20 protein-coding genes are annotated in these 26,259 nt (G+C 72.3%); 14 read left to right on the top strand and 6 right to left on the bottom strand.

Features of this window, described 5'->3' with window-relative positions; genetic code table 11:
- Positions 1-33: 33 nt before the first annotated feature.
- The 3 genes from LO763_RS04190 to LO763_RS04180 form a co-directional block, all read right to left on the bottom strand.
- Entirely contained in the window at positions 34-1,902 is a 1,869-nt protein-coding gene (locus tag LO763_RS04190) for an Hsp70 family protein (RefSeq protein WP_230600689.1), read from the bottom strand.
- Positions 1,903-2,111: 209 nt separating this feature from the next.
- Positions 2,112-2,441, bottom strand: coding sequence for a DUF397 domain-containing protein (locus tag LO763_RS04185; protein WP_230600688.1), 330 nt, complete (start codon positions 2,439-2,441; stop codon positions 2,112-2,114).
- A complete protein-coding gene (locus tag LO763_RS04180; RefSeq protein ID WP_230600687.1) occupies positions 2,428-3,258 on the bottom strand; it encodes a DUF5753 domain-containing protein in 831 nt (276 codons plus the stop codon). The genes LO763_RS04185 and LO763_RS04180 overlap by 14 nt, the downstream gene beginning before the upstream one ends.
- Positions 3,259-3,480: 222 nt before the next feature.
- Here LO763_RS04180 and LO763_RS04175 point away from each other — a divergent pair, with 222 nt between their 5' ends.
- The 3 genes from LO763_RS04175 (at position 3,481) to LO763_RS04165 (ending at position 4,917) form a co-directional block, all read left to right on the top strand.
- Positions 3,481-3,852: a hypothetical protein gene (locus LO763_RS04175; protein ID WP_230600686.1), complete on the top strand. Its 372-nt coding sequence runs from the start codon at positions 3,481-3,483 to the stop codon at positions 3,850-3,852.
- Positions 3,845-4,150 (top strand): hypothetical protein, encoded by a 306-nt coding sequence (locus LO763_RS04170; protein ID WP_230600685.1) that lies wholly within the window; start codon positions 3,845-3,847, stop codon positions 4,148-4,150. Before LO763_RS04175 ends, LO763_RS04170 begins: the two co-directional genes overlap by 8 nt.
- Before the next feature lie 224 nt (positions 4,151-4,374).
- Positions 4,375-4,917: a DinB family protein gene (locus LO763_RS04165; RefSeq protein WP_230600684.1), complete on the top strand. Its 543-nt coding sequence runs from the start codon at positions 4,375-4,377 to the stop codon at positions 4,915-4,917.
- 152 nt (positions 4,918-5,069) lie between these two features.
- Here LO763_RS04165 and LO763_RS04160 read toward each other — a convergent pair whose 3' ends face one another.
- Positions 5,070-6,860 (bottom strand): rhamnogalacturonan lyase family protein, encoded by a 1,791-nt coding sequence (locus LO763_RS04160; RefSeq protein ID WP_230600683.1) that lies wholly within the window; start codon positions 6,858-6,860, stop codon positions 5,070-5,072.
- Between the two features lie 348 nt (positions 6,861-7,208).
- On the bottom strand, positions 7,209-7,850 hold the full coding sequence (locus LO763_RS04155) for a TetR/AcrR family transcriptional regulator (RefSeq protein ID WP_230600682.1): 642 nt from the start codon (positions 7,848-7,850) through the stop codon (positions 7,209-7,211).
- Positions 7,851-7,935: 85 nt separating this feature from the next.
- Between LO763_RS04155 and LO763_RS04150 the strand changes: the two genes are divergently transcribed.
- Positions 7,936-9,396: a serine hydrolase domain-containing protein gene (locus LO763_RS04150; RefSeq protein WP_230600681.1), complete on the top strand. Its 1,461-nt coding sequence runs from the start codon at positions 7,936-7,938 to the stop codon at positions 9,394-9,396.
- Between the two features lie 265 nt (positions 9,397-9,661).
- Complete coding sequence (locus LO763_RS04145) at positions 9,662-9,829, top strand: hypothetical protein (RefSeq protein WP_230600680.1); 168 nt, start codon at positions 9,662-9,664, stop codon at positions 9,827-9,829.
- Positions 9,830-9,935: 106 nt separating this feature from the next.
- Here the strand turns inward: LO763_RS04145 and LO763_RS04140 are convergent, their stop codons facing one another.
- Positions 9,936-10,319, bottom strand: coding sequence for a nuclear transport factor 2 family protein (locus LO763_RS04140; protein WP_230600679.1), 384 nt, complete (start codon positions 10,317-10,319; stop codon positions 9,936-9,938).
- 318 nt (positions 10,320-10,637) lie between these two features.
- On the opposite strand from LO763_RS04140, the gene LO763_RS04135 reads away from it, so the two are divergent.
- The 9 genes from LO763_RS04135 to atzF all read left to right on the top strand — a co-directional run bounded on the left by LO763_RS04135 (position 10,638) and on the right by atzF (position 26,127).
- A complete protein-coding gene (locus tag LO763_RS04135; protein ID WP_230600678.1) occupies positions 10,638-14,867 on the top strand; it encodes an nSTAND1 domain-containing NTPase in 4,230 nt (1,409 codons plus the stop codon).
- Positions 14,868-15,207: 340 nt separating this feature from the next.
- A complete protein-coding gene (urtA, locus tag LO763_RS04130; protein ID WP_230600677.1) occupies positions 15,208-16,476 on the top strand; it encodes an urea ABC transporter substrate-binding protein in 1,269 nt (422 codons plus the stop codon).
- Between the two features lie 27 nt (positions 16,477-16,503).
- A complete protein-coding gene (gene urtB / locus LO763_RS04125; RefSeq protein ID WP_230600676.1) occupies positions 16,504-17,388 on the top strand; it encodes an urea ABC transporter permease subunit UrtB in 885 nt (294 codons plus the stop codon).
- A 32-nt stretch (positions 17,389-17,420) separates the two neighbouring features.
- On the top strand, positions 17,421-18,497 hold the full coding sequence (gene urtC, locus LO763_RS04120; protein ID WP_369431916.1) for an urea ABC transporter permease subunit UrtC: 1,077 nt from the start codon (positions 17,421-17,423) through the stop codon (positions 18,495-18,497).
- Entirely contained in the window at positions 18,494-19,249 is a 756-nt protein-coding gene (urtD, locus tag LO763_RS04115) for an urea ABC transporter ATP-binding protein UrtD (protein ID WP_230600674.1), read from the top strand. The genes urtC and urtD overlap by 4 nt, the downstream gene beginning before the upstream one ends.
- A complete protein-coding gene (urtE, locus tag LO763_RS04110) occupies positions 19,233-19,925 on the top strand; it encodes an urea ABC transporter ATP-binding subunit UrtE (RefSeq protein WP_230600673.1) in 693 nt (230 codons plus the stop codon). The genes urtD and urtE overlap by 17 nt, the downstream gene beginning before the upstream one ends.
- Positions 19,926-19,982: 57 nt before the next feature.
- Positions 19,983-20,696 carry a GntR family transcriptional regulator gene (locus LO763_RS04105; protein ID WP_230600672.1) on the top strand — a complete coding sequence of 238 codons (714 nt, stop codon included), beginning with the start codon at positions 19,983-19,985 and terminating at the stop codon, positions 20,694-20,696.
- Between the two features lie 26 nt (positions 20,697-20,722).
- Positions 20,723-24,328, top strand: a complete 3,606-nt coding sequence (gene uca / locus LO763_RS04100; RefSeq protein ID WP_230600671.1) for an urea carboxylase — start codon at positions 20,723-20,725, stop codon at positions 24,326-24,328.
- 65 nt (positions 24,329-24,393) lie between these two features.
- On the top strand, positions 24,394-26,127 hold the full coding sequence (gene atzF, locus LO763_RS04095) for an allophanate hydrolase (RefSeq protein WP_255671770.1): 1,734 nt from the start codon (positions 24,394-24,396) through the stop codon (positions 26,125-26,127).
- Positions 26,128-26,259 lie beyond the last annotated feature (132 nt).

Genomic DNA, 26,259 nt, shown 5'->3' with positions numbered 1-26,259 from the left:
CAGATCACCGTACGCACACCGAAGCCACACAGGTCACGGAGCGCCGCTGGTCCACATGCGATTCGACCGGCCGCGTCGTAACAACGCGCGCGAAGGGGCGGGTTCCAGGCCTGGAGCGGCCCTGCCGAACCACCGGCGGCTGCGCGGCGTGAACAGCAAGTACATCGCCAGGGCCCACACGAGGAGCGCCGCGGCCATGATGAGGGTGACGAAGACCGGCCTGTCATCGTTGTTGAACCCGGTCTCGGCGATCGGGACGACCTGCACGACCACGGCGATGACGAACAACGTCTCCAGAACGGCGCAGATCCACGCGACCGCCGGTCGCCGCAGCCCGAGGAGCCCGGCCGCCGCCAGCGCGAACGGCACGGCGAGCAGGAACTTGGGCCCCTCCTCGACGATCGTCGCCCAGTACGTGAAAGACGCGGCCGCGAGGACGAAGTAGACACCGATCACGCTGAAGCGCTGCAAGACCAGCGCGAGACCACCCACCGCCGGCAATGCCACGAGCGTCACGAGGAGGAAGTAGAGCGATTCCCGGCCGTCGAAGGCCCAGTGCCCCCAGAACCAGGCCGGGACAAGGACAGTGGCGAGGACGGCCCACACCGGTAGCGGCGGACGGTCCGGGCCCGGCCGCGGGCCCGGTGCATGCGCGGGGAGCACGGCGCCCGCCGGGGCGCCGCCGGGCGCCGCCCCGGACCGTGCCCGGTCGGCATCCGGGGACTGAGCGGGAGGCGCAAGCGGTTCTGTCGCACGGCCGTCCGCGCCGGGCGACGCTTCCCGCGGCGCGCCGGGGCCGGGGGCACCGGCGTGTGCACCGTGTACGGCGGTAAAGGAGGCGAGTGCGCCTTCGGCGACGGCGAGCTCAGGCTGCTCGACCGCGGTCGGGGCGACGCCGAGCTCCCGGTGGAGCAGCGTGGCGACCAACGGCATGCGGCTGGCGGCGCCGACCAGGAAGACCCCGTCGAGCTGCGCGGCGCCCAGGCCCGAATCGCGCAGGACGCTCCGCGCCGTGGTGACGGTGCGCTGGAGCAGCGGGCCGGCGACCGCGTCCAGTTCGTCGCGGGTGAGGTGGGTGTCGCATTCGAGCAACGGGACGGTCAGGGCGACCGCCGATCGGCGCGCGAGCGTCTCCTTCACCTCGCGGACGGCGGTACGGAACGCGACGCGATGGCGCCGGTCGGCCTCGGTGGCGGGGGCCAGGATCCGCTGCCATCGCGGGTCGCCGGGTTCGCAGGTGGCGGCGAGGTGCTCGCAGAGCGCCTGGTCGATGTCGACGCCGCCGATATCGGCCGAGTCCTGGGACAGCACGGTGAATCCGGCGGAGGTGCGGCGGACCACGGTGGCGTCGAAGGTGCCGCCGCCGAGGTCGTAGACCAGAATCGCGGCGTTGGCGGGCAGATCGGTCTTGGCGAGGAAGTGCTGCGCGGCGGCGACCGGCTCAGGGAGGAGCACGGCGTCGCCCAGGCCCGCGGCGGCCGCGGCATCGGTGATCACGAGCCTGCGGGTCGGCCCCCACCCCGCGGGGACGGTGACGGCGAACGAGTCCGGGCTCCCGTCGAGCGTGCGCCGGCACTCCTCGGCGACGCGGGCGAACACGGCGGCCACGAGGTCGGCGACGGCGACCTCCTCGGTGCCGAGAAGGACAGCGCCGTCATCGATGCGCCGCTTCGGGTTCGGTTCGTACCGGGCCGGATCGCGGTGGCCGAGCCGGACGGCTTCCCGACCGGTGACCAGCTCGCCCCGGTCCTCGAGGTAGACCGCCGAGGGCAGTTGCGGAGAGCCGTCGAAGAGCTGGTGCTGGACCCGGCCGTCCCCGTAGCGGATGGCGACGACGGTGTTCGACGTCCCGAAGTCGATGCCCAGGGACACGCCGTCTCCGGGTGGGGTGGTGGGAGGCATCGCATCATCTTAGGTGCCCGTTTCCCGCCCTGGGACGACCGATCGCAAGCAAGGCGGGTACGGACGCGCACCTCCCGATCGGCCATGGAGGAGGCCCCAGGGACGACCGGGCAGTCCCGAGTGGTCCGGCCGCCCGGCCGGGTGGGGCCGGGGCGGTCTCCGCGAAATAGGACAGCGGCCCGGCCGCTCCGCCGGGTGGCGCGGGGGCCTCAAGTGCGAACGCCCGGTGCCTGTCGGCACCGGGCGTTCGATTGGACGCAGTCCGGGTTGCAGCGCGGGGGCGCCGCGGGTCGGGAGGTTGCTTCTAACTTGGCGACGGCGGTGAGGAAGCCGCGCCAGTCGGCGGGGGAGGCGTCGAGGATCGGCGAGGTCTCGCCGAGCTTGGTGTCACGAACCTGGACGACACCGGCACGGCCACGGACCTCGACGCAGTTGCCGCCGGTGTTGCCGCTGCGGGAGGACTTCTTCCAGCGGGCTTCGACACAGTTGCCGCCCTCGTTGCCGCTACGGGAGGACTTCTTCCACTCACCTGTCAGCATCGATTTCTCTCCACTCTTCTAGCCGCAAGACCACCGGGAGTGTGGCAGAGAAGAGCGTATTACACAACTCGACTTTCGCCTTGTCGGCCTCGTAGTGCCCACCGAAGATGTTCTCCTGGTAAACCACGTCAGGGTCCTTTCTGTCGGTGAACGACATGATCGTGTAGGACCTGCCGTGAGAGGCGTGGATGGTGCCGCTAGGCACGATGAAGATTTCGACGCCCTCGATGCGGCTCCGCTCCTGAAGATGCTCGATCTGCTCCTCGTAGATGTCGGTGTTCCTGAACACGGTCAGGGCGCGCTCGGCGATAACGGCTTGGACGCGCGGCGGCCCGCCCGGGCGGGAGAACAACGATTCGCCGCGCTGTATTCGGAAACCGACCGCATCTCGGCGGCGCTCTGCGGTCAGGTTCGGATTGGTCGCGAGCACTGCTTCAGCGTAGGCAAGCGTTTGGAGCGGGCCAGGGACGTAAGCATCCTCGTGCATGTAGATGGTTTGGGCGATGAGTTCGATCTGGATGAACTGGCCGAACCCCTCGGGCGCCTGCTCGAGCCAGTTGGCCGGGTTGCCCTGCCGGATCCACTTCGCCTTCGCCTTGGCGTCGTCAATGACCGCCTGCGTAGCGCCGAGGTCGCGCAGCCAGTCCCCGATCACGGCGGGCTCGGGGTATTGGAGCTTACCGCTCTCGTAGCTGTCGTAGATGGTCTTCGAGGTGCCGAGGAACCACACCGCTTGCTCTTTGGTCCAGCCTTTGAGCTTGCGATGCTTGATGATGATTCGGCCAAGTTCTCTTTGGAGGAAGTTTTCGCCTGCCATCGTCACATGGTGACACGAGGGTGTGACAGAACGGAACCTCAATGGGGCGTCGTCATTCCTGCCTCAGGAATCCTGATGTCGATTCCCGACCCCCGATTTCCTGATGCGGGAATTCGAGCGCAGGCGATCAGGAGCGCGATAGAGGACATTGTGTCCTTGCCTGACCTGCACTTATGTTGTGTTCAGCTGGCGGAGACCGATCCGACCAACAGGAGGCACAGCATGACCGACACACTCCGACAGGAGCCCGAACCGCGAGACTCATTGGTGCGCGGCGACTTCAGCGACGGCCACACCAGATTCACCGTCCGCGCCTCAAGCGCGAACGCTCCGGACTCGTTCCACGTCATCGCGAACGGCAACTGGGCCGACATCGTCCTCATCGTCTCGGGCCTGAACTCCGGCCACCTGCACGCCACCTGGGGCGACGGCTGGCGCAGCTTCGCGCCCGACTGGAAGCTCTGGGTCGAAGACGCCGCCTTCAAGGTCTTCTACAATGGCGACCTCGCCGCCGACCGGACCGCCCGCACCGGCAACAGCAACGATGACCGCCGCGACGGCGGCCTGGGCCCGGTGAAGTTCTGCAATGGGTGAACCCACCGCCGCGGAGGCCGACCCAGACCCCCGCGATGACGGCTGGCTCGGCGACTTCACCAGGGGCCCTGCGGTCTTCAGCGTCTACCGGACCGGCCCCAACAACGGCGGCCATCCGCTGATCCCGCCCGAGTACCGCATCGAATGCTGCGACGGCGCGGCCCCGCGCGTGATCTGCCGCTTCAGCGACGAACCCGAGGCCGTCTTCGAATGGTTCGGCGCCTGGCGCGGCGACGAGTGGTGCCCGTGGATCCTCGAGAACGCCCAGCGCCTGATCGCGAAGCCCGAGAACACCTGAGCGTCGTGACTCCCGCGTGAAGAGACCGGGCGCGGCGGCGGGTCGCCGCAACGGATCCCCAGGCCGTGCGTCGGCGGCGACCCGTTCCCGGCCGCCGCGCCCTCCCGGCGGGGCCGTCCCGTGGGACGGCCCCGCGTCGGAACGCACCAGAGCTCGCAGAGGGCGTCGGCCTGCGGCACCGAAACGGCCTTGCCCGCGCGCACCCGCGCCGGGAGGATCACGGTATGACTGACAAGTTCGTCAAACCCGAACTCGACCCGCGCACCGTGGCGCCCGGCGAGGGCGACGAGCGGGACACCCTCCTGGGATTCCTGCGCTGGCACCGGGAGACCCTGCGGCTCAAGTGCGCGGGGCTCGACCCCGAGCAGCTCGCCTCCCGCGCGGTGCCACCGTCGACGATGTCACTGCTCGGGCTGGTGCGGCACCTGGCCGAGGTCGAGCGCGGCTGGTTCCGGCGGGGGCTGTCCGGCAGCGACGCCCCCCGCCTGTACTGCACCGAGGCCGCGCCCGACGCCGACTTCGACGGGGCGGTCGCCGAACCGGACTGCGTCGCCGAAGCGTGGCGGTCCTGGGAGGCCGAGGCCGAGTTCGCCGACCGCCTCATCGCCGAGGCGCCGAGTCTCGAGGCGGTGTCGATGCCCAACCGGCACCGGCCCGGCCGCCTGACACTGCGCTGGGTCGCCTTCCACATGATCGAGGAGTACGCCCGGCACAACGGCCACGCCGACCTCCTGCGCGAACGCCTCGACGGCCGGGTCGGCCAGTGAAGGAGCCCCGCCTCGGCGGCCGCCGCACCTCACGCGGGCGGGCCGGTCGATCCCGAGTAGAGGATCGACCGGCCCGCGCCGCGGTCGCGCCTGTGCCGGACCCGACGAGCAGGGCCCGCGTCCTCGGCGGCCGCCGCATCCGCTGAGGGCGCCTACCGGTGGCCGAGCACCTCCACTTCGGCCAGGCCCGTCAGGTGCAGGCCCACGCGCTGCGGGTCGGTGAACGTGATGCGCACGTGCTGGCCCAGGCCGGTGAAGCGGGCCTGCTGCGTCTGCTCGTCATGGTCGCCCTCGGAGCGGTCGACGACCGTCAGCCAGTGCTCGCCGTCCTTGGAGACCTCGACGGTGTAGCCGATCTCCTTCGCGCCGCGCCCGCACATCCAACTCGGGAAGGTCAGCTCGACCCCCGAGAGGGTGTACCAGCGTCCCAGGTCGACCTGCCAGGTCGCCTCGCTGCGCGACAGGGTCTTCCACGCGGTCCGGTCGTCGCCGTCGATCGCGCGGTCGCCGCGGTGCCAGGGCAGGGCCCCGGAGGTGGTGACCCGCCCGTCGCCGGCGAGGTCCACGGGGCTGTCGCCCGCGGTGTACCGCGTGTTGTTGTGCAGGCGCTTGGCCTGCGGGAGCGGGACGCCGGTGACCTTGGCGTCGATGTCGCACTCGCCGTTGCTCTTGATCGTGGCCGAGACGCCCTGGCGGTACTCCAGGACCTCGTCCTTGTCGTCGCCGCAGAAGTCGGCGTGCCACAGCCGCGCGCCCGAGTCCAGCGTGGTGATCGTGTCGCCGCTGCCGTTCATGATGGTGGTGGGCTCGTCGCAGCCGCGGTTCCAGACCATGATCAGGTCGCTGTAGTCGCCGGTCCAGTTGTGGATCGGCTCGGGGATCGAGCCCCAGCAGCCGCGCGTCTCGCGCTCCTCCTTCCAGACGAACTCACCGCCGGAGTCGAGCAGGAACAGGCCGTCGTAACCCTGGGCGGTGCGGTCGACGCGGTCGAGGCCGAGGGATTCGAGGCCCTCGACCTCGGGGATGAAGTCGCCGGTCATGATGTTCTGGGTCTCGACGATGTCCTCCTGGCGCCAGATCTGCTCGCCGGTGAGGGCGTCGAAGGCGATGGCGGCGTCGCCGCCGAGCATGATCTCGGGGCGGCCGTCGCCGGTCATGTCGGCCATCCACATGGAGTCGGCGTGGCCGCCGGCGTCGTAGGTCCACAGGACCTCGCCGTCGGAGTCGACCATGTCGTAGCCGAGCATGATCTCCTGGCTGCCGTCGGCGTCGAAGTCGTAGGGCCAGGGGTAGTGGCCGGTGTTGCCCTCGTGGGTCCACAGGACCTCGCCGCGGGCGTCGATCGCCCAGGCGCGGTTGTAGCGGTCCTTGAGCAGGATCTCCTGCGCGGTGTCGTTCCCGGTGAGGTTGACGAACATGATCGCGTCGTGGGCCTGCGGGTCGGGGAGGGCGAAGTCGTACTCGAGTTCGCCGGTCTGCCCGTCGAAGACGTGGAAGCGGCCTTCGGCGGTCGTGTCGCCGTCGGGGTGCATGACCGCGACGACCTCGTTGCGGCCGTCGGCGTCGATGTCGTAGATCTGGGCGGGGATGTCCGAGCCCTGGTTGCGCCCGGCCGGGTCGACCCGGCCCGCCTGCCACAGCTGGTTCCCCTCGATGTCGTAGGCGGTGAGCGCGGCGACGAGGGCGCCTTCGTAGCGGTCGTCGGAGGTGTAGTGGGGCTGCATCATGACGAGGTCGAGCCGGCCGTCGCCGGAGACGTCGCCGATGAGGGGCCGGGCGCCGCCGCCGGCGGCGCTGGTGTCGAAGGTGGTGACCACTTCGGGTTCGATCACGGGCGGCGGTTCGTCTTGCGCTTGCGCGGGTGAGGCGAGTGCGAGGGCGGTCGCGCCCGCTGCCGCGGCGGCCAGGCAGCGGCGCAGGGTCGCGGTCGTCGGTCGTGTCATGCGGATCATCTCCGTCGGCGTAGTCGGGGGAGGAGAGGGTGTCCGGGATGCGTTCGGGGACAAGGGTCTCGGTGGACCCTGGACATCGAGGGAATGAAACGTTTCAATACGGCGCGTCAGTGCGATGCTATGCCCCCGCCGCAGCGCTTGTCAAGCGCTTGCTTCTCCTGTCGGCGACCGCCGGGCCCCGATGTGGAGCGCTGCGGGCTCCGGCGCCGCCGGACCGGGAGACGCCCGGCGGTCGCCGTCGGCGCGCGGCCTTGCGGGTGGCGCGAGGGCCGCGACGGGCCGCGCCTGACAGCCCTCTGCCGCCCCGCGGCGGCGCGAGGGCGGTGAGCGGAGGCGGCCTCAGGCGTAGTGGCGGCACTCGCCGGGGAACAGCGCCGCGAGCCGGTCGGCCAGGATCGCTTCGGCCGCTTCGGCTCCCGACCGTCCCGCGACGCTCCGGTCCGGTTCGCGGTAGAGGCGGTCGGCCAGGCCGTCCGTCAGGGCCGTCAGCTCGACCGCGCCCAGTGCCGCGTCGGTGCCCGGCTCGACCTCGCCGCACTCCTTGCCGTTCTCGACGCCCTGCGCGATCTTGCCGGTGATCATCGCGGCGGTCGCCTCGGCGACGGCCGCCGCGGCGGGCACGTCCATGGCGCGGGCCTGGAACGCCCGCGAGACGCGGTGCTCGCCGCGCCTGGCGGCGTCGAGGGGGAGGAGCTCCTTCAGGCCCGTCAGCAGGATGTCGCGGATGGGCTGCCCCGCCGCCTCGCCCCGGGCGGTGATGGTCGCGACGCGTTCGAGCAGGCTCGCGGTGATCCGCTGGTAGGCGAACAGCAGCAGCTCGTCCTTCGACTTGAAGTAGTGCTGCACCAGTCCCACCGAGAAGCCGGCCTCGCGGGCGACCGCGGCCATGGTGGCGGCGTCGAGACCGTCGTGGGCGATGAGTCGGTGCACCGCCTCGGCCATCTGGGCGCGGCGGAGTTCGTGGTCTGCGGTCCTCGGCACCCGATAATCATACCGATGTATGGTTATCTCGTAGCCATACCGCCGTATGGTTATTCCGCCTCTTCCTCAACACCCATTGGAAGCCATGAACACCACCGCCATCGCGGCCGCACTGGCCGCGCTCACCCCCCTCGCCGGACCGCTGCCGCAGGCACCGCCGGACGACGGGTCCCACCACCGCATCGAGCGCTACCTCGAAGAGCGCTTCGAGGCCACGGGCGTGCCCGGCGCCGCCTACGCGATCATCGACCTCGACGGCGACACCCACGCCGCCGCGTGGGGCGAGACCGGCGACGGCGACCCGGTCGGCCTCGACACCCCGTTCCTGTGGGGCTCGGTCGCCAAGCCCGTCACCGCGACCGCCGCGATGACCCTCGTCGAGGACGGCCTGCTCGACCTCGACGAGCCCGTGACGACCTACCTCCCCGACTTCACGCTCGCCGACGAGGACCGCTCGGACCGGATCACCGTGCGCCACCTGCTCGAGCAGACCAGCGGCATCCCCGAGGGCACCGGCGTCACCGACGACTACGGCCACCGCGAGGACCCCTACGGCGAGGCCGTGGCCGATCTCGCCGACGTCGAGCCGCTCGCCGAACCGGGCGAGGCGTTCGAGTACGCGAGCGCGAACTACGTCGTCGCGGGCGCCGTGATCGAGGCCGTCGCGGGCGTGCCCTACGAGGAGTACCTGCGCGCCGCCGTGCTCGACCCGCTCGGCATGGACGGCGTCGTCGCGACCGAGGACGCGGCCGCCGAGGTGCCCCGGGGCCACGCGGTCGTCTTCGGGCGGTCGTGGCCGATCACGACCGGGTTCGACCCGACCGGCCCCAGCTACGGCTACCTCGGCGGGACGGTCACCGACCTCCAGCGCTTCGCCGAGGCCATGCTGGACGAGGACCGCCTGAACGGCGTGCTGACCCCGGAGTCGGTGGCGCTCATGCACACCGGTGCGGCCGAGGTCGGCGACACGGTCGACTACGGGCTCGGCTGGCGCGTCGACGAGCGCAACGACGACCTCGGGACGAACACGGTCTGGCACACCGGCGGCACCCCCGGGTTCTCGGCCGGGGTGATCCTCCTGCCCGAGCTCGACCGGGCCGTCGTGGTCGCGCAGAACCGGTACGGGTACCTCCAGGACGGCGAGCTCATCGGCACGATGCTCGGCGCGGCGCGGATGCTCGCCGGGGGCGAGCCGGCCGAGCACGGGCCGGACCCGCTCTACCCCTCGCTCCTGACCGGACTGTGCCTTTTGACCGCGGCGGCGGTGTTCATGATCGTGCGGACGCTCCGACGCCTGGGCAGGGCCCGCAAAGCGACGCCGGCCAAGGCGATCACCGGCGCCGCGTGCTGGACGGTCGCGGCGCTCGCGGTCGCTTACGTGTCCTTCTTCTTCGTGCCCGGCATGGCGCCGAGCTGGGCCGCGTACGTCGGCATCGCGCCCGACGTGGCCTGGCTGCTGGTCGCCCTCGGCGTAGCCGGGCTGCTCCTGGCGGCGGTGCGGATCTGGTCCGCTGTGGTGCGCCTGCGCCGCGCCGCGGACGCTTAAGGCGCGTCGGCGGACCGCCACCGGGCGCCGTCCGGCCCGCGCGGCGGCCGGCGAGCGCCCGCCGCGCGAATCGACGGGCTCGACCGGGGGTTCGCCGACGCGCCCTGGTGCCCCGGCGCCGCTCCGGGCGCCTCACGCCCGAGTCTCGACGGGCCTGCGTCCCGGACGAACCGGGACACGCGTTCGGGCATCGCCGCCCGTGCGATGCGGCATGCTCGCTGTAGCGGCGCTGACCCCAGCGCCCTCATGAAGAAGGAGACCCCCGATGCGCAAGCGAATCGCCACCGTCCTCGTCGGACTCGCCGCCGCGGCGGCACTCACGTTGGCGTCAGCCGCGCCAGCCGCCGCCGGGAACACCTGGCCCGGCGCGGACCTGCACGGCGTCATCGACATCGACGGCGCCGGCACCAACAGCGACCTGGGCTGCTGCTGACCCTGCCACTGAAGAGGCCCCTTCGGGCCGGGCGCCTTCGCGCCCGGCCCGAAGGGGCCTCACCGATATGCTTCGCGCGCCTTCCGGCAACGAGGCGACCAGGCGGTCACGCGTCGGTCTTCTGCGTGAACGCCACCCGCCACTGCCCCTCCACGCGGACGTAGACCTCGCTGATCCACTCATCGGTCGCGTACGGCACGCCGTCCCACGCCCCCGTGCTCGTCACGCGGGCCGTGAAGACGACGGTGTCGCCGATGCGCGCCAAGCGCTCGCCCCCGACCACCGCCATCGTGTGATGCACCAACCGGCCCGAGGCGATCCAGTCGATCAACTCGGCCTTCGTCGTGACGCCCTGCGCGTCGACGTAGACCCACTCCTCGGCCATATGACCGGCGATCAGCGCCGCGTCATTGCCGGTCAGCGCCGCGTCCCGCACCGCGGCGAAAGCGCGGACCTCGTCTTCAACGGCCATCGGCCCTTCATCGCTCATCGGTCCGACCGTATCCGTCCCCTATGACATCCCGCCGGGACGCTCCTCGCGCGGTGCGAACAGGGACCGGCAACCGTGTTTCACATCGAGCCGCGAGCGACCCGCGCTGCAAGCGAACGGCTCGCCGACCGCGACGAGCCCGGACCCGCGTTCCAGTCCCGAAACCTCCCGCGATCCCTTGGCGGGCAACGCGCGACGGTGTCCCTCGAAGTGTCGGATTCCCGTCAAAAGACTGATTCAGAGCGAGCTGAACGCGAGACATCGTGACAGCGTTGGAACGTGGCACCAGACAACACCCCTCAGCACGCCCGTCGCCTCATGCGCGACGGTATCCGGACCGCCGTCGCCAACACCGCCCGCACCCTGCGCGAAGCCTCCCATCCGACCGTCCTGGCGCTGATCTGCGCCGGTGCGCTCGCACCGCTCGCCGCGATCGGCGCCGGCCCGCTGGCCGCGGCGCTGACAGGGGTCCTCGGCGGTGTGGGCAGCGGCGCCCTGACCGGTGTGGTCGTCGGCGTCACGGACCGCCTCCGATCGAACCGATCCGACGGGGCTGACCCCGACCGGAGCGAGATCGAGTCGGCGCTGGCCGAACACCTCGACGAACTCCTCGACGCCGACTCCGACGACGCCGCCGAGATCCGAACCGCATTGGCCACCCTGTTCGACGAGCTCAAAGCGGCCCAAGTGTCCATTGCAGCGGCCGTCGAGACCGGTGACGCAGAACTGCAAGAGCGGCTCCTGGCCGAGTTCGGCGCGCTCTCCGGGCGCTTCGCCGAGTTCGATGCACTCCTCACCGACATCGGGGCCGCCGTCGTCGACCTGCTGCGCAGCGCCTACCGCCAGGAGACCCGGCAGCGGAGCGGCCAGGCGCTCAGCCGACGGCAGAGCACCCAGTTGCAGCTCATCCAAGGCCAACTCAGGGCGATCCGCTCGGCACTGCGGGCCGACGGCGCAGCGCCGGGGACCCCGCCGGCGGACTGGGGCGACGAACCGCCGTACCGCGGACTGTGGCCGTTCCGCGAACACGAGGCCGCGGTCTTCCACGGACGCGAGCGCCTCACAGCCGAGCTGGTCGACCGGGCGGCGGCGAGCCTCGCCGGCCCGGGGATCGTGATGGTCACCGGCGCGTCGGGCTCGGGCAAGTCCTCGCTGATCCAGGCGGGACTCCTGCCCGCCGTGACCGGAGGCGCCCTGCCCGCCGCGGACTCCGAGCAGTGGCCGCGCATCCTGATGACACCGGGATCGACCCCGTTGGACGAACTCGCCGCGCACCTCGCCAACCTGACCGGCGGCGACCCGGCGGGCCTGCGGCGAACGCTCCTGGACCACCCCGAGCAGGCAGGGCTCCTGGCCCGGCAGTGCGCATTGACCATGGACGACGACGCGCGGCTGCTGCTGGTCGTCGATCAGTTCGAGGAGCTGTTCACCCTCACCGACGCCGCCGAACGGCAGTCCTTCATCACGGCGCTGCTGTCCATGGCGGACGGCGCGAGCCGAGCGGGCGCGCTCGTGGTCATCGGGATGCGCAGCGACTTCACCGACCGCTGCGCGGCCCACCCCGAACTGGTCCCGGTCCTCCAGGAGCAGCAGTTCATCGTCGGACCGATGACTGCGACCGAGCTCCGGCAGGCGCTGACCGCTCCGGCCGCCGCGGCCGGGCTCAGCCTCGACCCCGGACTCGCCGACGACCTCCTCGCCGACCTCCGGGACCCCGCGACCGGCTCCGGGTTCGGCGTCGCCGCGCTGCCGCTGCTGTCCCAGACGATGCTGCAGCTGTGGCGGTTCCGCGACGGCGACCGGCTGACCCGCCGCGCCTACACCGAGCAGGTCGGCGGCGTCGCGAAATCGGTGCAGACCAGCGCGGAGAAGGTCTTCGCAGACCTCGGCGAACGCCGGCGGCAGACCGCCCAGGCGATGTTCCGGATGCTGGTCAAGGTCACCGGGCCCGGTGAGCTCGCCCGCGTCCCGGCCGACCGGGATCGCTGCGAGCGGCTCGACGACGGGGCGGCGGTACTCGAGGCGTTCACCGCCGAGCGGCTGCTGGTCGTCACCGCCGACGGCGAGACGCCCCGGGTCGAGATCGCCCACGACGCGCTGCTCGGCCACTGGGAGCGCCTCCGGCGCTGGCTGGAGGACGACTTCGCGAGCCTGGCCCTGCTCGGACAGCTCGCCGACGACGCCGCCGAATGGGACCGCGAAGGCCGCGACCCCTCGTTCCTCTACCGGGGCACCCGATTGCAGGCGGTCGAACAGGCCCATGCGGAGGTGTGGCGACCCGACCCCGACCGGTTCCCGCCGCCGGGCCCGCCCGCACCGGCGTTCCTGGAGCAGTCCCGAACCGCCGAACGGGGACGCCGGCGGGGTCGGCGGATCGTCGCAGGCGGCCTGGTCGGCCTGCTCGTGGTGGCCGTGGTCGCCGCCGCGGCCGCCTACCTGGCCCAGCAGAGCGCGGCAGACCAGCGCGACCTGGCGGTCTCGCGGGAGCTCGCCGACGCGAGCCTCGAAGCGGGAGCGACGGACGGCGACCTCGCGCGGCTGCTGGCCGCTACAGCCTGGGAGCTGAGCCCCACCGCCGAGGCCGAGACGGCGCTCCGGGCATCGGTCGGCAACCCGCTCGCGGGCACGCTCGATTTCACCGGTGCGGACGCCGGCGCGCTCGCGTTCAGTCCCGACGGGCACCTGCTGGCCGCTGTGGACCGGGACGGCGTCATCACGTTGTGGGACACCGCCGACTGGACCGTGTCCGGGACGATACGGCCCAGCTCCTTCTGGACAATGGACATGTCCGGTGAGGGCGCGATCATGGACTTCGATCGGGATTCGCGGACGCTTGCGGTGCTGTTCGACGACGCGGTGCGCCTCTGGGGCCTCGAGACGCCGGAGCAGGCCCCCACGGAGATAGCGTTCGACGGTCTGCCCCCTGAGCATCTGGCCCTGAGCGCCGACGGCGGCCTGGTCGCGGTCGCCACCCATGACACCGTGTCGGTGTTCGCCGCCGACACCGGTGAGGAGGTCCGCTCGTTCACCGAGGACAAGTCGATCACCGCGGTCGGCTTCAACCTGTCGGGCTCGGCGGTGATTGTCGGGTTCGACGGCCTGGACGCGGAGGCGTCGGTGCACAGTGTCGGCATCGAGGACGGCCACGAGATGTTCGGCGGAGGCCTGCCGTCGCCGAACGCGTTCGGGTACAGCCCCGACGGGGTCTTCGCGGGAGCGACACATCCGCAAGGGGCCGTGGTGTACCCGGTCGGCGTCGAGCGACCCGACACGAAGGTGTTCGTCGGGCTCGACGGCCTGCTGACCTTCATGCCCGACGGAAACACCCTCATGGGCTCGGCCGGTGCGCGGGCGATCGGCCTGTGGGACATGGACTCGCGGATGCAGACCGGCGCACTGACCCTGCCCCCGTGCCCTGATCTGCACTGCCCGGTCGACATCGCCCCGGACGGGAGCGCCATCGCGATGGCGCTCGGCTCCCAAGTCCTCCTCGTCGACCCCGACGAGATGACCGACGTCGCTCCGGTGTTCAACGCCTGGCAGGCCACCGGCCAGGACGGCTTCACCGCCGGCGTCGTGCTGCCCGAAGACGGGGGGTTCATCACGGGAAACCCTGCGGGAGTCCAGTACTGGCCGATGGGCGAGGAGCGGGACGTGCTGTTGGACGACCCTCGGGCGAAGACGATCACGCAGACCCCGAGCGGACTCATGGCGCTCTCGGGGGACGGCTCGACGCTGGCCTCGGCAGCCGAGTGGGAAACCGGGGTCAGCGTCATCGATGTGGAGACCATGACGGAGATCGCCGCGTTGGAGGCTCCCCGTCCGGTCGACGCGCTCGCCTTCGACGGGAGCGGCACCCGGCTCGCGGTCGCCCTGTCCGAGCAGGGCGGCTCCACCGAGTACGCCGAGGTCGAGCTGTGGAGCACGGCCGACTGGACAGGGGAGCCGGTGAGGACCGTCCGCACCGAACTGCGGTCCGTGTCGAGCATCGCCTTCTCGCCCGACGGATCCGAAATGCTCCTCGGCGGTGACGGCGGGCTGCAGGCCTTCAGCACCGACACGTGGAGCAGCACGAGCTTCCACGACCTGGGATATGTTCCGGCGATCCGGATGGACGCCTCGGGGGCGTTCGCGCTCGTGCAGACCTATGCGCGCATATGGCGGTGGGACCTCGGCTCCGACGAGCTGGCGGTGCTCGTGGAACACCACGGCGCCTACACTCCCCAAGGCTTCGCGCTGAGCCCGGACGGACGCTACTTCGCCGACACCGGTCACGGCGGTGACTTCGGCGAGGTGGTGACGGTCTGGGACGCGAAGCGGGGACAGCTGCTGCACTCGATGGCCGGCTTCAACGCCGGCGACCACCTCCATTTCGCGGCGGACGGCAGGAGCCTCACCGGCTTCGGCGCCCAACTGCACACCTGGGACCTCTCCTTCCTCGACGATCCGTACACCGCGGTGTGCGACCGGATCGACCGCGAGATCACCGAGGAGGAGTGGGCGGCCCATGCGCCCGGCCTCGACGACGCGCCGCCGGCGTGCTCGTGAGCCGAGCCGCCACCGGCTGAGGACGCGCCGCCGATCCCGATGAGGAGCACGGCGCGATGGGAGCCCGGCCGGGCTCCCATCGCGCCGTTTCGGTTGTGCGCGCTTGTTTACGGCCCGGCAACCGTATTTCACACGGCCGTGCTCGACGCGCACGGCGGTGAAACATCGCGACCTTAGGTTGAATCCAGTGCGGATACGCCGCTGTATACGCGCCCGTACACCGCCGTGAACTGCGGCGGTGCCCCCATGCAGACCCGGCGCCCCCACCGCGTCGGCTTCGACATCCGTCGATGCCTTCCGGTCGCCGGGACGCTCCTCTGCGAAAGGTCTGACGCTGCACATGCCACACCGCTTCCCCCTCCCCGCCCGGCTCGCCCGCGCCCTCGCCGCCTCCGCCGCCCTGACCGGACTCCTCGCCACCGCCGCGTGCGGCGCCCGCGCCGGAGAGGAGACCGTCGCCGCCGAATCCTGCCTCGACACCTCCGGCGACACGGTCAAGGTCGGCGCCCTCAACTCCCTCTCGGGCACCATGGCCATCTCCGAGACCACCGTCCGCGACGCCATCCGACTCGCCGTGGACGAGCTCAACGCCGCCGGCGGCGTCCAGGGCAAGCAGATCGAGATCGTCGCCGAGGACGGCGCCTCCGAACCCACCGTCTTCGCCGAGAAGGCCGAGAAGCTTATCCGCGAGGACTGCGTCGCCGCCGTCTTCGGCGGCTGGACCTCCGCCTCCCGCAAGGCCATGCTCCCGGTCTTCGAGGACAACGACTCCCTGCTGTACTACCCCGTCCAGTACGAGGGCCTCGAAGCGAGCGAGAACATCTTCTACACCGGGGCGACCACCAACCAGCAGATCATCCCCGCCCTCGACTACCTCGCCGAGACCGGCGCCGAGTCGCTCTACCTCGTCGGCTCCGACTACGTCTTCCCGCGCACCGCCAACGCGATCATCAACGCCTACGCCGAGGCCCACGGCATCGAGGTCCTCGGCGAGGACTACGTGACCCTCGGCTCCACCGAGTTCTCCACGATCGTCAACCAGGTCAAGTCCGCCGGGGCCGACGCGGTCTTCAACACCCTCAACGGCGACTCGAACGTCGCGTTCTTCCGCGAGTACGCCAACGTCGGCCTCACCGCCGCCGACATGCCCGTCATGAGCGTCTCCATCGCCGAAGAGGAGGTGGGCGGCATCGGCGTCGAGAACATCGAAGGCCAGCTCGCCGCCTGGAACTACTACCAGACCCTCGACTCCCCGGCGAACAGCGCGTTCGTGGAGGCGTTCAAGGCCGCCTACGGCGCCGACCGGGTCACCTCCGACCCCATGGAGGCCGCCTACACCTCGGTCCACCTGTGGGCCGCCACCGTCGAGAAGGCCGGGTCCTTCGCCGTGGCCGACGTCCAGGCCGCCGCCGACGGCGTCTCGTTCGACGGCCCTGAAGGGACCGTCGTCATCGACGGGGACAACCACCACGTCACCAAGACCGCCCGCATCGGCGAGATCAGCGCCGACGGCCTGCTCTACACCGTCTGGGAGTCCCCGGCGCCCATCGAGCCCGACCCGTTCCTCGAAGGCTACGACTGGGCCGCCGACCTCTCGGTGACCGAGTAACCGGCCGGCGATCGGGAAGGAGACACCGTGGACCTCCTCGTAGGACAGCTGTTCACCGGCCTGAGCACCGGATCGATCCTGCTGCTGGCCGCCCTGGGACTCTCGCTCACCTTCGGGCAGATGGGCGTGGTCAACATGGCGCACGGCGAGTTCATCATGGCCGGCTGCTACACCGCGTACGTCGTCCAGCAGGTCGTCGGGGACGCCGGCGCGTCCCTCCTGATCGCCCTCCCCGCCGGGTTCCTGGTGGGCGGCGCGATGGGCCTGGTCCTGGAGGCCCTGCTCATCCGCCGCCTCTACCACCGGCCGCTCGACACGCTCCTGGTCACCTTCGGCGTCGGCCTGATCCTCCAGCAGGCCGCCCGCGACGTCTTCGGGGCGCCCGCGGTGAACGTCTCGGTGCCCGAGGCCCTGCGCGGCGGCGTCGACCTGCTCGGCGTGACCGTCCCCAGGACCCGCCTGTTCATCATGGCGCTGGCGGTCCTGTCGGTCGCCGCCGTGGCCCTGGTCCTGCGGTTCACGCCCGCCGGGCGGCGCATCCGCGCCGTGGTCGGCAACCGCGACCTCGCCGAGACCGCCGGGATCTCCTCGCGGGCGGTCGACGCGGGGACGTTCTTCATCGGATCGGGCCTGGCCGGCGTCGCCGGGGTCGCGTTGACCCTCATCGGCTCCACCAGCCCCACCACCGGGCAGTCCTACCTGGTCGACGCGTTCCTCGTCGTCGTCGCCGGAGGCCTGGGCCGGATCAAGGGCGCGGTGGTCGCCGCCGTCGCCCTCGGCGCGCTCCAAGCGGTATTCGAGACCTACTCGACCGCCTCGCTCGCCAAGGTCGGCGTCTTCGTCGTCATCGTCGTCTTCCTGCAACTGCGCCCCCAAGGCCTGTTCACCCTGCGCACCAGGAGCCTCGCATGAGCACCCGCCTCCCCGGATCGGAGCGAACGCCGATGACCCGATTCCTCGACACCCGGCTCGGCACCTGGACCGGGTTCGCCGCCGCCGCACTCGTCCTGTTCGGACTCGCCCCCCTGGTCCTCTCGGGCTTCCGGCTCGGCCTGCTCGCCCAGTTCCTGTGCTACGCGATCGTCGCGGTCGGCATCGGCCTCGCGTGGGGCCGCGGCGGGATGCTCACCCTCGGCCAGGGCGTCTTCTTCGGCATGGGCGCCTACCTCATGGCCATGCACCTGAAGATGGCCGACGCCCGGTTCGAGGGCGGCCCCGGCGCCGTCCCCGACTTCATGGAACTGGCCGGCATCCGCGAACTGCCCGCCTACTGGGCGCCCTTCGCCTCCCCGGTCTTCACCGTCGCCGCGATCCTCGTCCTGCCCACCGCGTTCGCGGTCCTGCTCGGCCTCGCGGTCTTCAAGCGCCGCGTCAAGGGCGCCTACTTCGCGATCCTGTCCCAGGCCCTCGCCGGCGCCTTCGCGATCCTCCTCATCGGACAGCAGTCCCTCGGCGGCTTCAACGGCCTCTCGCGCTTCCGATACTTCTTCGGGTTCACTCTCGCCGACCCCGCCAACCAGCGGATGCTCTACTTCATCGCCGCCGCCGTGCTCCTGGCCGTCGTCGCCGTCAGCCTCCAACTGCGCCGCTCGCGCTACGGCGAACTCCTCGTGGCCGTCCGCGACGCCGAGGAGCGCGTCCGGTTCCTCGGCTACGACGCCGCCAACGTCAAGGTCGTCGCCTACGCCGCCGCCGCCCTGTTCGCCGCCGTCGCCGGAGCCGTCTTCGTGCCCATCGTGGGCATCATCTCCCCGGCCAGCATCGGCATCGTCCCCTCGATCATGTTCCTCCTCGGCGTCGCCATCGGCGGCCGCGCGAGCCTGGTCGGCCCCGTCGTCGGCGCCCTCGTCGTCGCCTGGGCCCAGACCGCCCTCTCCGAGCAGTTCCCCTCGGCGTGGACCTACGCCCAAGGGCTCCTGTTCATCCTCGTCATCGCCCTGCTCCCCGGCGGCCTCGCCTCGGCCGCCGCCCTGACGAAACGGTTCCGAACCAAGCCGACACCCGTGGAGGCCGCCGCATGAGCGCCGTATTGACCTGCAAGAACATCGAAGTCTCGTTCGACGGGTTCAAAGCCGTCGACGGCGTCGACCTCGAACTCGCCCGCGGCGAGGTCCACTTCCTCATCGGCCCCAACGGCGCCGGCAAGACCACCCTGGTCGACGCCGTCACCGGCCTCGCCCCCTACGCCGGCTCGGTCGTCAAGGACGGCGAGGAACTGCGCGGCAAGAAGGTCCACCACATCGCCCGCAAGGGCATCGGCCGCACCTTCCAGACCGCCGCGGTCTTCGAGCACCTCACCGTCGCCCAGAACCTCGACATCGCCGCCGGGGCCGGGCGATCGGCGCTCTCCCTCCTGCGTCGCCGCAGGCGCCTGCCCGCCGTCGTGGTCGACACCATGGACCGCATCGGCCTCCGCGACGCCGCCGACACCCCCGCAGGCACCCTCGCCCACGGCCAGAAGCAGTGGCTGGAGATCGGCATGCTCCTGGTCGGCGACGCCGACGTCCTCCTGCTGGACGAGCCCATCGCCGGCATGGGCCACGACGAGCGCGACACCACCGGGCGCCTCCTCCACGACATCGCCGCCGACCGCGCCGTCGCCGTGGTCGAGCACGACATGGACTTCATGCGCGCCTTCGCCGACCGCGTCACCGTCCTCCACGCCGGGGCCGTGCTCGCCTCCGGCTCGGTCGACGAGGTCGCCGCCGACCCCCGCGTCCAGGAGGTCTACCTCGGCACCGCGAAGGAGGCGGCCGATGCTGCGCGTGCGTGACCTCACCTGCGGCTACGGCCGCTCGGCGGTCGTCCACGGGATCGACCTCGACGTCGGCGCCGACGAGGTCGTCGCCGTCATGGGCCACAACGGGGCCGGGAAGACCACCCTGCTGCGGGCGATCGTCGGCCTCCTGCCCGCCATGGGCGGCACCGTCGCCTTCGACGGCGCCGACGTCACCGGCAGGCCCGCGAACAAGCGTGTCAAGGCCGGCATGGCCTACGTGCCGCAGGGGCAGCAGTGCTTCGCTCATTTGACGGCGGGGGAGAACCTGCGGCTGGTCGCCGACGGGCGCAAGCGCGGCAAGGCCCTCATCGACGCGCAGCTCGACCTGTTCCCGGCCCTGCGGGGCCTGCTCGGCCGCCAGGCCGGGCTGCTCTCGGGCGGGCAGCGCCAGCAGCTGGCGATCGCGCGGGCGCTCATCACCGAGCCGCGCCTGCTGATCCTCGACGAGCCGACCGAGGGCATCCAGCCGAACGTGGTCGCCGAGATCGAGGCCACCGTGGTCGACCTCGCCCGGCGCGGGGGCCTGTCGGTCCTGCTGGTCGAGCAGCACCTCGGGTTCGCGCTCCAGGCGGCGAGCCGGTACTGCGTCCTGCGCTCGGGCCGGATCGCCTCCGCGGGCGACACCGGGGGAGCAGCCGAGGCGCGGGTGCGGGAGGCGATGTCCATATGACCCGCGCCCGTCGCCCCGCCCACGCCGCGCTCGCCTTCCCCGGACCGGAGTAAACGCATGACCCTCGGATTCTCGCCGCTGCCCGACACCGATGAGCCGCTGGCCGCCCGCGTCTACGTGGCGCTGCGCGCCGACCTCATGACCGGGCGGTACGAACCGGGCAAGCGCCTGGGCGAAGAGCGCCTCGCCGGGAACTACGGCGTCTCCCGCACCCCCGTGCGCGAGGCCCTCAGCCGCCTGTCCGCCGACGGCCTCGTCTCGCGCGACGTCGACGGCCTCTACCCCTACCGGCCGCGCATCGACCAGCTCAACGACCTCTACGAGGTCCGCCTGACCCTCGAGCTGCGCGGCCTGGCCCGCGCCGCGGCCGACCCCGGCGTCCGCCACGACCGCGACCTCCTCGGGCCCGAACTCGACCGCTGGTACCGGCTGCGGGCCGCGCCGCCCGACCCCAGCGCCGGGTTCGTGGAGTCCGACGAGCGCTACCACCTCACCCTCCTCGCCTCCTCGGGGAACCCGCAGCTCGCCGAGGCGCTGAAGGTCGTCAACAACAAGATCCGGCCCGCCCGGATGTTCGACTACTTCACCGAAGAGCGCATGGCCGCCACCATCGGCGAGCACATCGCCATCGCCGAAGGCGCCCTCGAAGGCCGCTACGCGGACGCCACCGCGATCCTCGACCGCCACATCGAGACCTCCCGCACCATCGTGGTCGGCCGCGCCGAAGCGGCGCTGACCTGGGCCCACCTGGCCAACGCCGTCCGCCCCTGACCTCTGCCGTGAGAGCGAGTCCTGTCGTGTTCGACCGCATCCTGATCGCCAACCGCGGCGAGATCGCCCGCCGGATCACCCGCACCGCGCACCGGCTCGGCATCGCCGCGGTCGCCGTCTACTCCGAGGCCGACGCGGCCTCCCTGCACGTGCGCGACGCCGACGAGGCGGTGTGCGTGGGCCCGGCCGCGCCCGCCGAGTCCTACCTGAACACGGACGCGATCCTGTCCGCCGCCAAGGACACCGGCGCGCAGGCCGTGCACCCCGGGTACGGGTTCCTGGCCGAGAACGCCGCGTTCGCGCGGCGCGTCGCCGAAGCGGGCCTGGTGTTCATCGGCCCCACCCCCGACCAGCTGGAGCAGTTCGGCGACAAGGTCACCGCCCGCGAGGCCGCCACCCTCGCCGGGGTCCCGCTGGCCGCCGGGACGGCCGCGCTCGCCTCGCCCGCCGAAGCGGTCGCCGCGGCCGAGGCCGTCGGGTTCCCCGTCATCGTGAAGGCCTCCGCGGGCGGCGGCGGGATCGGCATGCGCGTCGCCGACTCGGCCGCCGAACTCGCCGAGGCGTTCACCACCGTGCGGCGTCTGGCCGCCGACAACTTCGGCGACGACGCGGTCTACCTGGAGCGGTACGTGCGCCGGGCCCGGCACGTGGAAGTGCAGGTCTTCGGCGACGGGCTCGGCCGCGTCGTCAGCCTGGCCGACCGCGACTGCACGCTCCAGCGCCGCCACCAGAAGGTGATCGAGGAGGCCCCCGCGCCCGGGCTCCCCGACCGCGTCCGGGAGCGGATGCACGCGGCGGCCCGCGACCTCGCCGCCTCGGCGAAGTACCGGTCGGCGGGGACCGTCGAGTTCATCTACGACCCCGAACGCGAAGAGGCCTCGTTCCTGGAGTTCAACACGCGGCTCCAAGTCGAGCACCCCGTCACCGAGGCGGTCCTCGGGATCGACCTCGTCGAGTGGATGATCCGGGCCGCCGCGGGCGACACCGCGTTCCTCGACGCCGTGCCCGAGACCGGCCCGCCGGTGACCGGCGCGGCCGTGGAGGCCCGCGTCTACGCCGAGGACCCCGCCCGCGGCCACCTGCCCTCGGCGGGCCTGCTGACCTGCGTGGACTTCCCCTCTGAGGCCCGGGTCGACACGTGGATCGAGCGGGGCGCCGAGGTCCCGGCCGTCTACGACCCGATGCTCGCCAAGATCGTCACCACCGGGCCCGACCGCGCCGCCGCCTGGGCCGCCCTCGCAAGCGCCCTGGGCGAGACCAGGATCGAAGGCGTCCACACCAACCTGGGGCAGCTGCGGGCCGCGAGCGCCGACGAGCGGGTCGCCGCCGTCCGCCACGACACGGGCACCGTCGCCACCATCGAGGACGCCTCGCCGCGCATCGACGTCATCGCGCCCGGCGTCCTGACCACGGTGCAGGACTACCCCGGCCGGACCGGGCACTGGCAGGTCGGCGTGCCGCCCTCGGGGCCGATGGACGACTACTCCTTCCGCCTCGGCAACCGCGCCCTCGGCAACCCCGAAGGCGCGCCCGGCCTCGAATGCACGATCGCCGGGCCCACGCTGCGGTTCGGCGTCCCGGTGACCGTGTGCGTCACCGGCGCCCCCGCACCGGTCACACTGGACGGATCGCCGGTCGAGCAGTGGGTCCCGCTCACCGTCCCGGCCGGGGGCGAACTCGCCATCGGACCGGTCGCCGACGCCGGCGCCCGCACCTACCTCCTCTTCCAAGGCGGCCTGGACGTCCCGCTGTTCCTCGGCTCGGCCGCCACGTTCCCGCCCGGGCGCATCGGCGGCTACACCGGCGACCGGCTGCGCGTGGGCGACCGCCTCGTCCCCGTCCGAGCCGAAGGCCCGACCGCGCCGGTCCCGCCCGCCGAGCGCCCCGCCTTCGGCCACGACTGGAACCTCGCCGTCACACCCGGACCCCAGCCGGCGCCGCACTACTTCACCACCGCCGACATGGCCCGCCTCTACGACGCGACCTGGACCGTGCAGGTCCACGCCGGACGCTCCGGCGTGCGCCTGGACGGGCCCCGCCCGCAATGGGCGCGCACCGACGGCGGCGAAGCCGGACTCCACCCCTCCAACCTGCACGACAACCCGTACTCGGTCGGCACCGTCAACTTCACCGGCGACACCCCCGCGCTCCTGGGCCCCGACGGGCCCAGCCTGGGCGGGTTCGCCTGCCCCTTCACCGTCGCCACCGCCGACCGGTGGAAGCTCGGGCAGCTGCGCCCCGGCGACACCGTCGCCTTCACGCCCGTGGCCGAAGCCGAGGCCGACCGCCTGCGCGCCGCACCCCTGACCGCGCCCGTCCCGCTGATCGGCGCGAACGAGGACACCGCCACGCTCGCCGCGATCGACGCCGCCGAGGACCGCCCCGCCGTGGCCTACCGCAGGGCCGGCGACGACGCGCTCCTCCTCGAATACGGGCCCATGCACCTCGACCTCGGCCTGCGCATGAGGGTCGGCGCCCTCATGGACGCCCTCGCCGCGGCCGCCCCGCCCGGCATCATCGACACCACCCCCGGCGTGCGCTCCCTCCACCTGCACGTCGACCCCGACGTCCTCCCCGTCCGGACCCTCACCGGGCTCCTGGTCGAACTCGAGGCCGACCTGCCCGACATCGCCGACATGACCGTGCCCTCCCGCGAAGTGCGCCTCCCGATCTCCTGGAACGACGCCGTCGTCGACGAGGCCATCGACCGCTACACCACCAACGTCCGCGACGACGCCCTGTTCAACCCCTCCAACATCGAGTTCATCCGCCGCGTCAACGGCCTCGCCTCGGTCGAGGACGTCGCCCGGATCGCCACCGCCGCCGAATGGCTCGTCCTGGGCCTCGGGGACGTCTACCTCGGCGCGCCCGCCGCCGTCCCCGTCGACCCGAGGCACCGCCTGGTCACCACCAAGTACAACCCCGCCCGCACCTGGACCGCCGAAGGCACCGTCGGCATCGGCGGCTCCTACATGTGCGTCTACGGCATGGACTCGCCCGGCGGCTACCAGCTCGTCGGCCGCACCGCCCCCATCTGGGCGGGCCTGCGGGACCTCCCCTCCTTCCACGACGGCCTGCCGTGGCTGCTGCGCTTCTTCGACCGCGTCGTCTTCGAGCGCGTCTCCGAGGACGAACTGGCCCTGACCCGCCGCGAACTCGCCGCCGGGCGCACCGCGATCGACATCCGCCCCGGCACGTTCGCCTACGCCGACTACCGGCGCCTCCTGGCCGACAACGCCGCCGACATCGACGCGTTCCGCACCCGCCAGACGGCCGCGTTCGAAGCCGAACGCCGCCGGTGGGCCGCAGCGGGCGAGTTCGACCGCGACCACACCGAACCCGCCCCCGGCGGGTCCGACGACGTCGCCCTCGCCCCCGGCGAGACCCTGGTGGAGGCGCCCATGGCCGCGAGCGTCTGGCGCGTCACCGCCGCCGAAGGCGACGCCGTCGCCGCCGGGGACACCGTCGTGGTCCTGGAGGCGATGAAACTCGAAATGCCCGTCACCGCCGCCACCGCGGGCACCGTGGCGCGCGTCCTGGTCAGGCCCGGCGACCAGGTCGCCCCGGGCGCGCCGCTGCTCGTGATCGACTCGCACCAGGCACCGCGGACGACAAGACAGGGGAAGCCGTGAACCACGACTCCATCGACGCCGGCCGCGGTCCTGAGCCGGGCCGCGACGAGCACCGGCCCGCGGCCATGCCCGCCGCGGCGGGCCGCGAACCCGAGGGGCGCCGCGACGCCCGCCCGCCCGCGCCCGCCGAAGGCGGCGCGCACCGGTCGGCCACCGCGGCGCGGATCGAGGCCGCCTACCGCCGCATCGCCGAGGCCGACCGGCCCGAAGTCTGGATCACGCTGCGGGACGAGGACAGCGTGCTGGCCGAGGCCCTCGGCGCGCAGACCCGCCTCGCCGCCGGAGAGGACCTCCCCCTGGCCGGGATGCTCTACGCCGTCAAGGACAACATCGACGTCCGAGGGCTGCCCACCACCGCCGCCCGCCCCTCCTTCGCCTACACGGCCGAACGGGACGCGACCGCCGTCGCGCGGCTGCGCGCGGCCGGGGCGGTCTGCCTCGGCAAGACCAACCTCGACCAGTTCGCCACCGGCCTGGTCGGCACCCGCAGCCCCTACGGGCCCGTCCGCGCCGCGGCCGACCCCGACCTGATCGCCGGCGGCTCCTCCTCTGGGTCGGCCGTCGCCGTCGCCCTCGGCATCGCCGACTTCGCCCTCGGCACCGACACCGCCGGGTCCGGCCGGGTCCCGGCCGCCCTCAACGGCATCGTCGGCGTCAAGGCGAGCCTCGGCCTCGTCCCCGCCGACGGCGTCGTCCCCGCCAGCCCCTCCTACGACTGCGTGACCGTCTTCGCCCCCGACCTCGCCACCGCCACGACCGCGATCCGCGTCATGTCCGGGCCATCACCGACCGACCCGGCCGGGCGCGACTGGCCCGCCGACACCGTCCTCGCCGCCCCGCCGAGGCCGCGGATCGCCGTCCCGACCGACGCGAACCTCACCGCCCTCGACCCCGAGTTCCGTCCCCTGTGGAAGGAAGCGCTCGCCGCGTTCGACGCCGAACGCACGCCCATCGACGTGCAGCCGCTCCTGGACGCCGCACTCCTGCTCTACGAGGGCGCGCTCCTGGCCGAGCGGTACGCCGCGTTCGGACGGCACCTGCGGGCGGACGACGCCGACCCCACCGTCGCCGAGATCGTCGAGCGGTCGGGCAAGTTCACCGCCGCCGACTTCGTGGCCGACCAGCAGCGCCTGCGCGCCGCCTGCCGCGACGCCGAAGCGCTCCTGGACGGCTTCGACGCGCTCATACTGCCCACCGCGCCGCTGCACCCGACGATCGCGGCCGTCCAGGCCGACCCGATCGGCGTCAACGCCGCCATGGGCACCTACACGAACTTCGTGAACCTGCTCGACATGGCCGCCGTCGCGATCCCCGCCGGACGCGCCGGCACGAAGGGCTTCGGCGTCAGCGTCATCGCCCCGGCCTTCCGCGACCAGGTCGCCGTCGACCTCGCCGCCCGCGCCCAGGGCGTCCCGGCGCCCCTGTTCGCGCCCAATGGGGCCGGACTGGTCGTCTTCGGCGCCCACCTCACCGGGATGCCCCTCAACCACCAGCTCACCGACCTGGGCGCCCGCTTCGCGGGGGAGGTCCGCACCGCACCGGCCTACCGGATGTACGAACTGGACACCGAACCGCCGAAACCCCTCGTCGTCCGCACCGAGAACGGCGCGAGCCTGCCGGGGGAGCGGTGGCTGCTGTCCCCGGCCGCACTGGGCCGCTTCCTCGACGCCCTGCCCGCCCCCATGACCCTCGGCAAGGTCGAACTCGACGACGGCACCTGGACGACCGGCTTCGTCGCCAACCGCCCCGCAGGCGAGGACATCACCGCCGCAGGCGGCTGGCGGGCCCGCACCGCCTGACCTGTCGCCGGGCGGGACCGCATCGCGACCGAAGGGCGCCGCGACACGGCCGCCACCGACGGGGGAACGGTCCCGCCCGGGAGCGCTTACGTTGCGGCTCAACGCGAACGCGACCGGTGAAGAACGTGAGCC

Source organism: Glycomyces amatae, from assembly GCF_020991375.1.
Taxonomy (GTDB): Bacteria; Actinomycetota; Actinomycetes; order Mycobacteriales; family Micromonosporaceae; genus Glycomyces; species Glycomyces amatae.
The sequence above is the reverse complement of the archived record's forward strand: the minus strand, read 5'-3'. Positions and strand labels throughout refer to the sequence as shown.

Bases quoted from the DNA above. Each gene is read 5' to 3' on its own strand.
- LO763_RS04190 (WP_230600689.1), bottom strand. From the start codon at position 1,902: ATGCCTCCCACCACCCCACCCGGAGACGGCGTGTCCCTGGGCATCGAC.
- LO763_RS04185 (WP_230600688.1), bottom strand. From the start codon at position 2,441: ATGCTGACAGGTGAGTGGAAGAAGTCCTCCCGTAGCGGCAACGAGGGC.
- LO763_RS04180 (WP_230600687.1), bottom strand. From the start codon at position 3,258: ATGGCAGGCGAAAACTTCCTCCAAAGAGAACTTGGCCGAATCATCATC.
- LO763_RS04175 (WP_230600686.1), top strand. From the start codon at position 3,481: ATGACCGACACACTCCGACAGGAGCCCGAACCGCGAGACTCATTGGTG.
- LO763_RS04170 (WP_230600685.1), top strand. From the start codon at position 3,845: ATGGGTGAACCCACCGCCGCGGAGGCCGACCCAGACCCCCGCGATGAC.
- LO763_RS04165 (WP_230600684.1), top strand. From the start codon at position 4,375: ATGACTGACAAGTTCGTCAAACCCGAACTCGACCCGCGCACCGTGGCG.
- LO763_RS04160 (WP_230600683.1), bottom strand. From the start codon at position 6,860: ATGACACGACCGACGACCGCGACCCTGCGCCGCTGCCTGGCCGCCGCG.
- LO763_RS04150 (WP_230600681.1), top strand. From the start codon at position 7,936: ATGAACACCACCGCCATCGCGGCCGCACTGGCCGCGCTCACCCCCCTC.
- LO763_RS04145 (WP_230600680.1), top strand. From the start codon at position 9,662: ATGCGCAAGCGAATCGCCACCGTCCTCGTCGGACTCGCCGCCGCGGCG.
- LO763_RS04140 (WP_230600679.1), bottom strand. From the start codon at position 10,319: ATGAGCGATGAAGGGCCGATGGCCGTTGAAGACGAGGTCCGCGCTTTC.
- LO763_RS04135 (WP_230600678.1), top strand. From the start codon at position 10,638: ATGCGCGACGGTATCCGGACCGCCGTCGCCAACACCGCCCGCACCCTG.
- urtA (WP_230600677.1), top strand. From the start codon at position 15,208: ATGCCACACCGCTTCCCCCTCCCCGCCCGGCTCGCCCGCGCCCTCGCC.
- urtC (WP_369431916.1), top strand. From the start codon at position 17,421: ATGACCCGATTCCTCGACACCCGGCTCGGCACCTGGACCGGGTTCGCC.
- urtD (WP_230600674.1), top strand. From the start codon at position 18,494: ATGAGCGCCGTATTGACCTGCAAGAACATCGAAGTCTCGTTCGACGGG.
- urtE (WP_230600673.1), top strand. From the start codon at position 19,233: ATGCTGCGCGTGCGTGACCTCACCTGCGGCTACGGCCGCTCGGCGGTC.
- LO763_RS04105 (WP_230600672.1), top strand. From the start codon at position 19,983: ATGACCCTCGGATTCTCGCCGCTGCCCGACACCGATGAGCCGCTGGCC.
- atzF (WP_255671770.1), top strand. From the start codon at position 24,394: ATGCCCGCCGCGGCGGGCCGCGAACCCGAGGGGCGCCGCGACGCCCGC.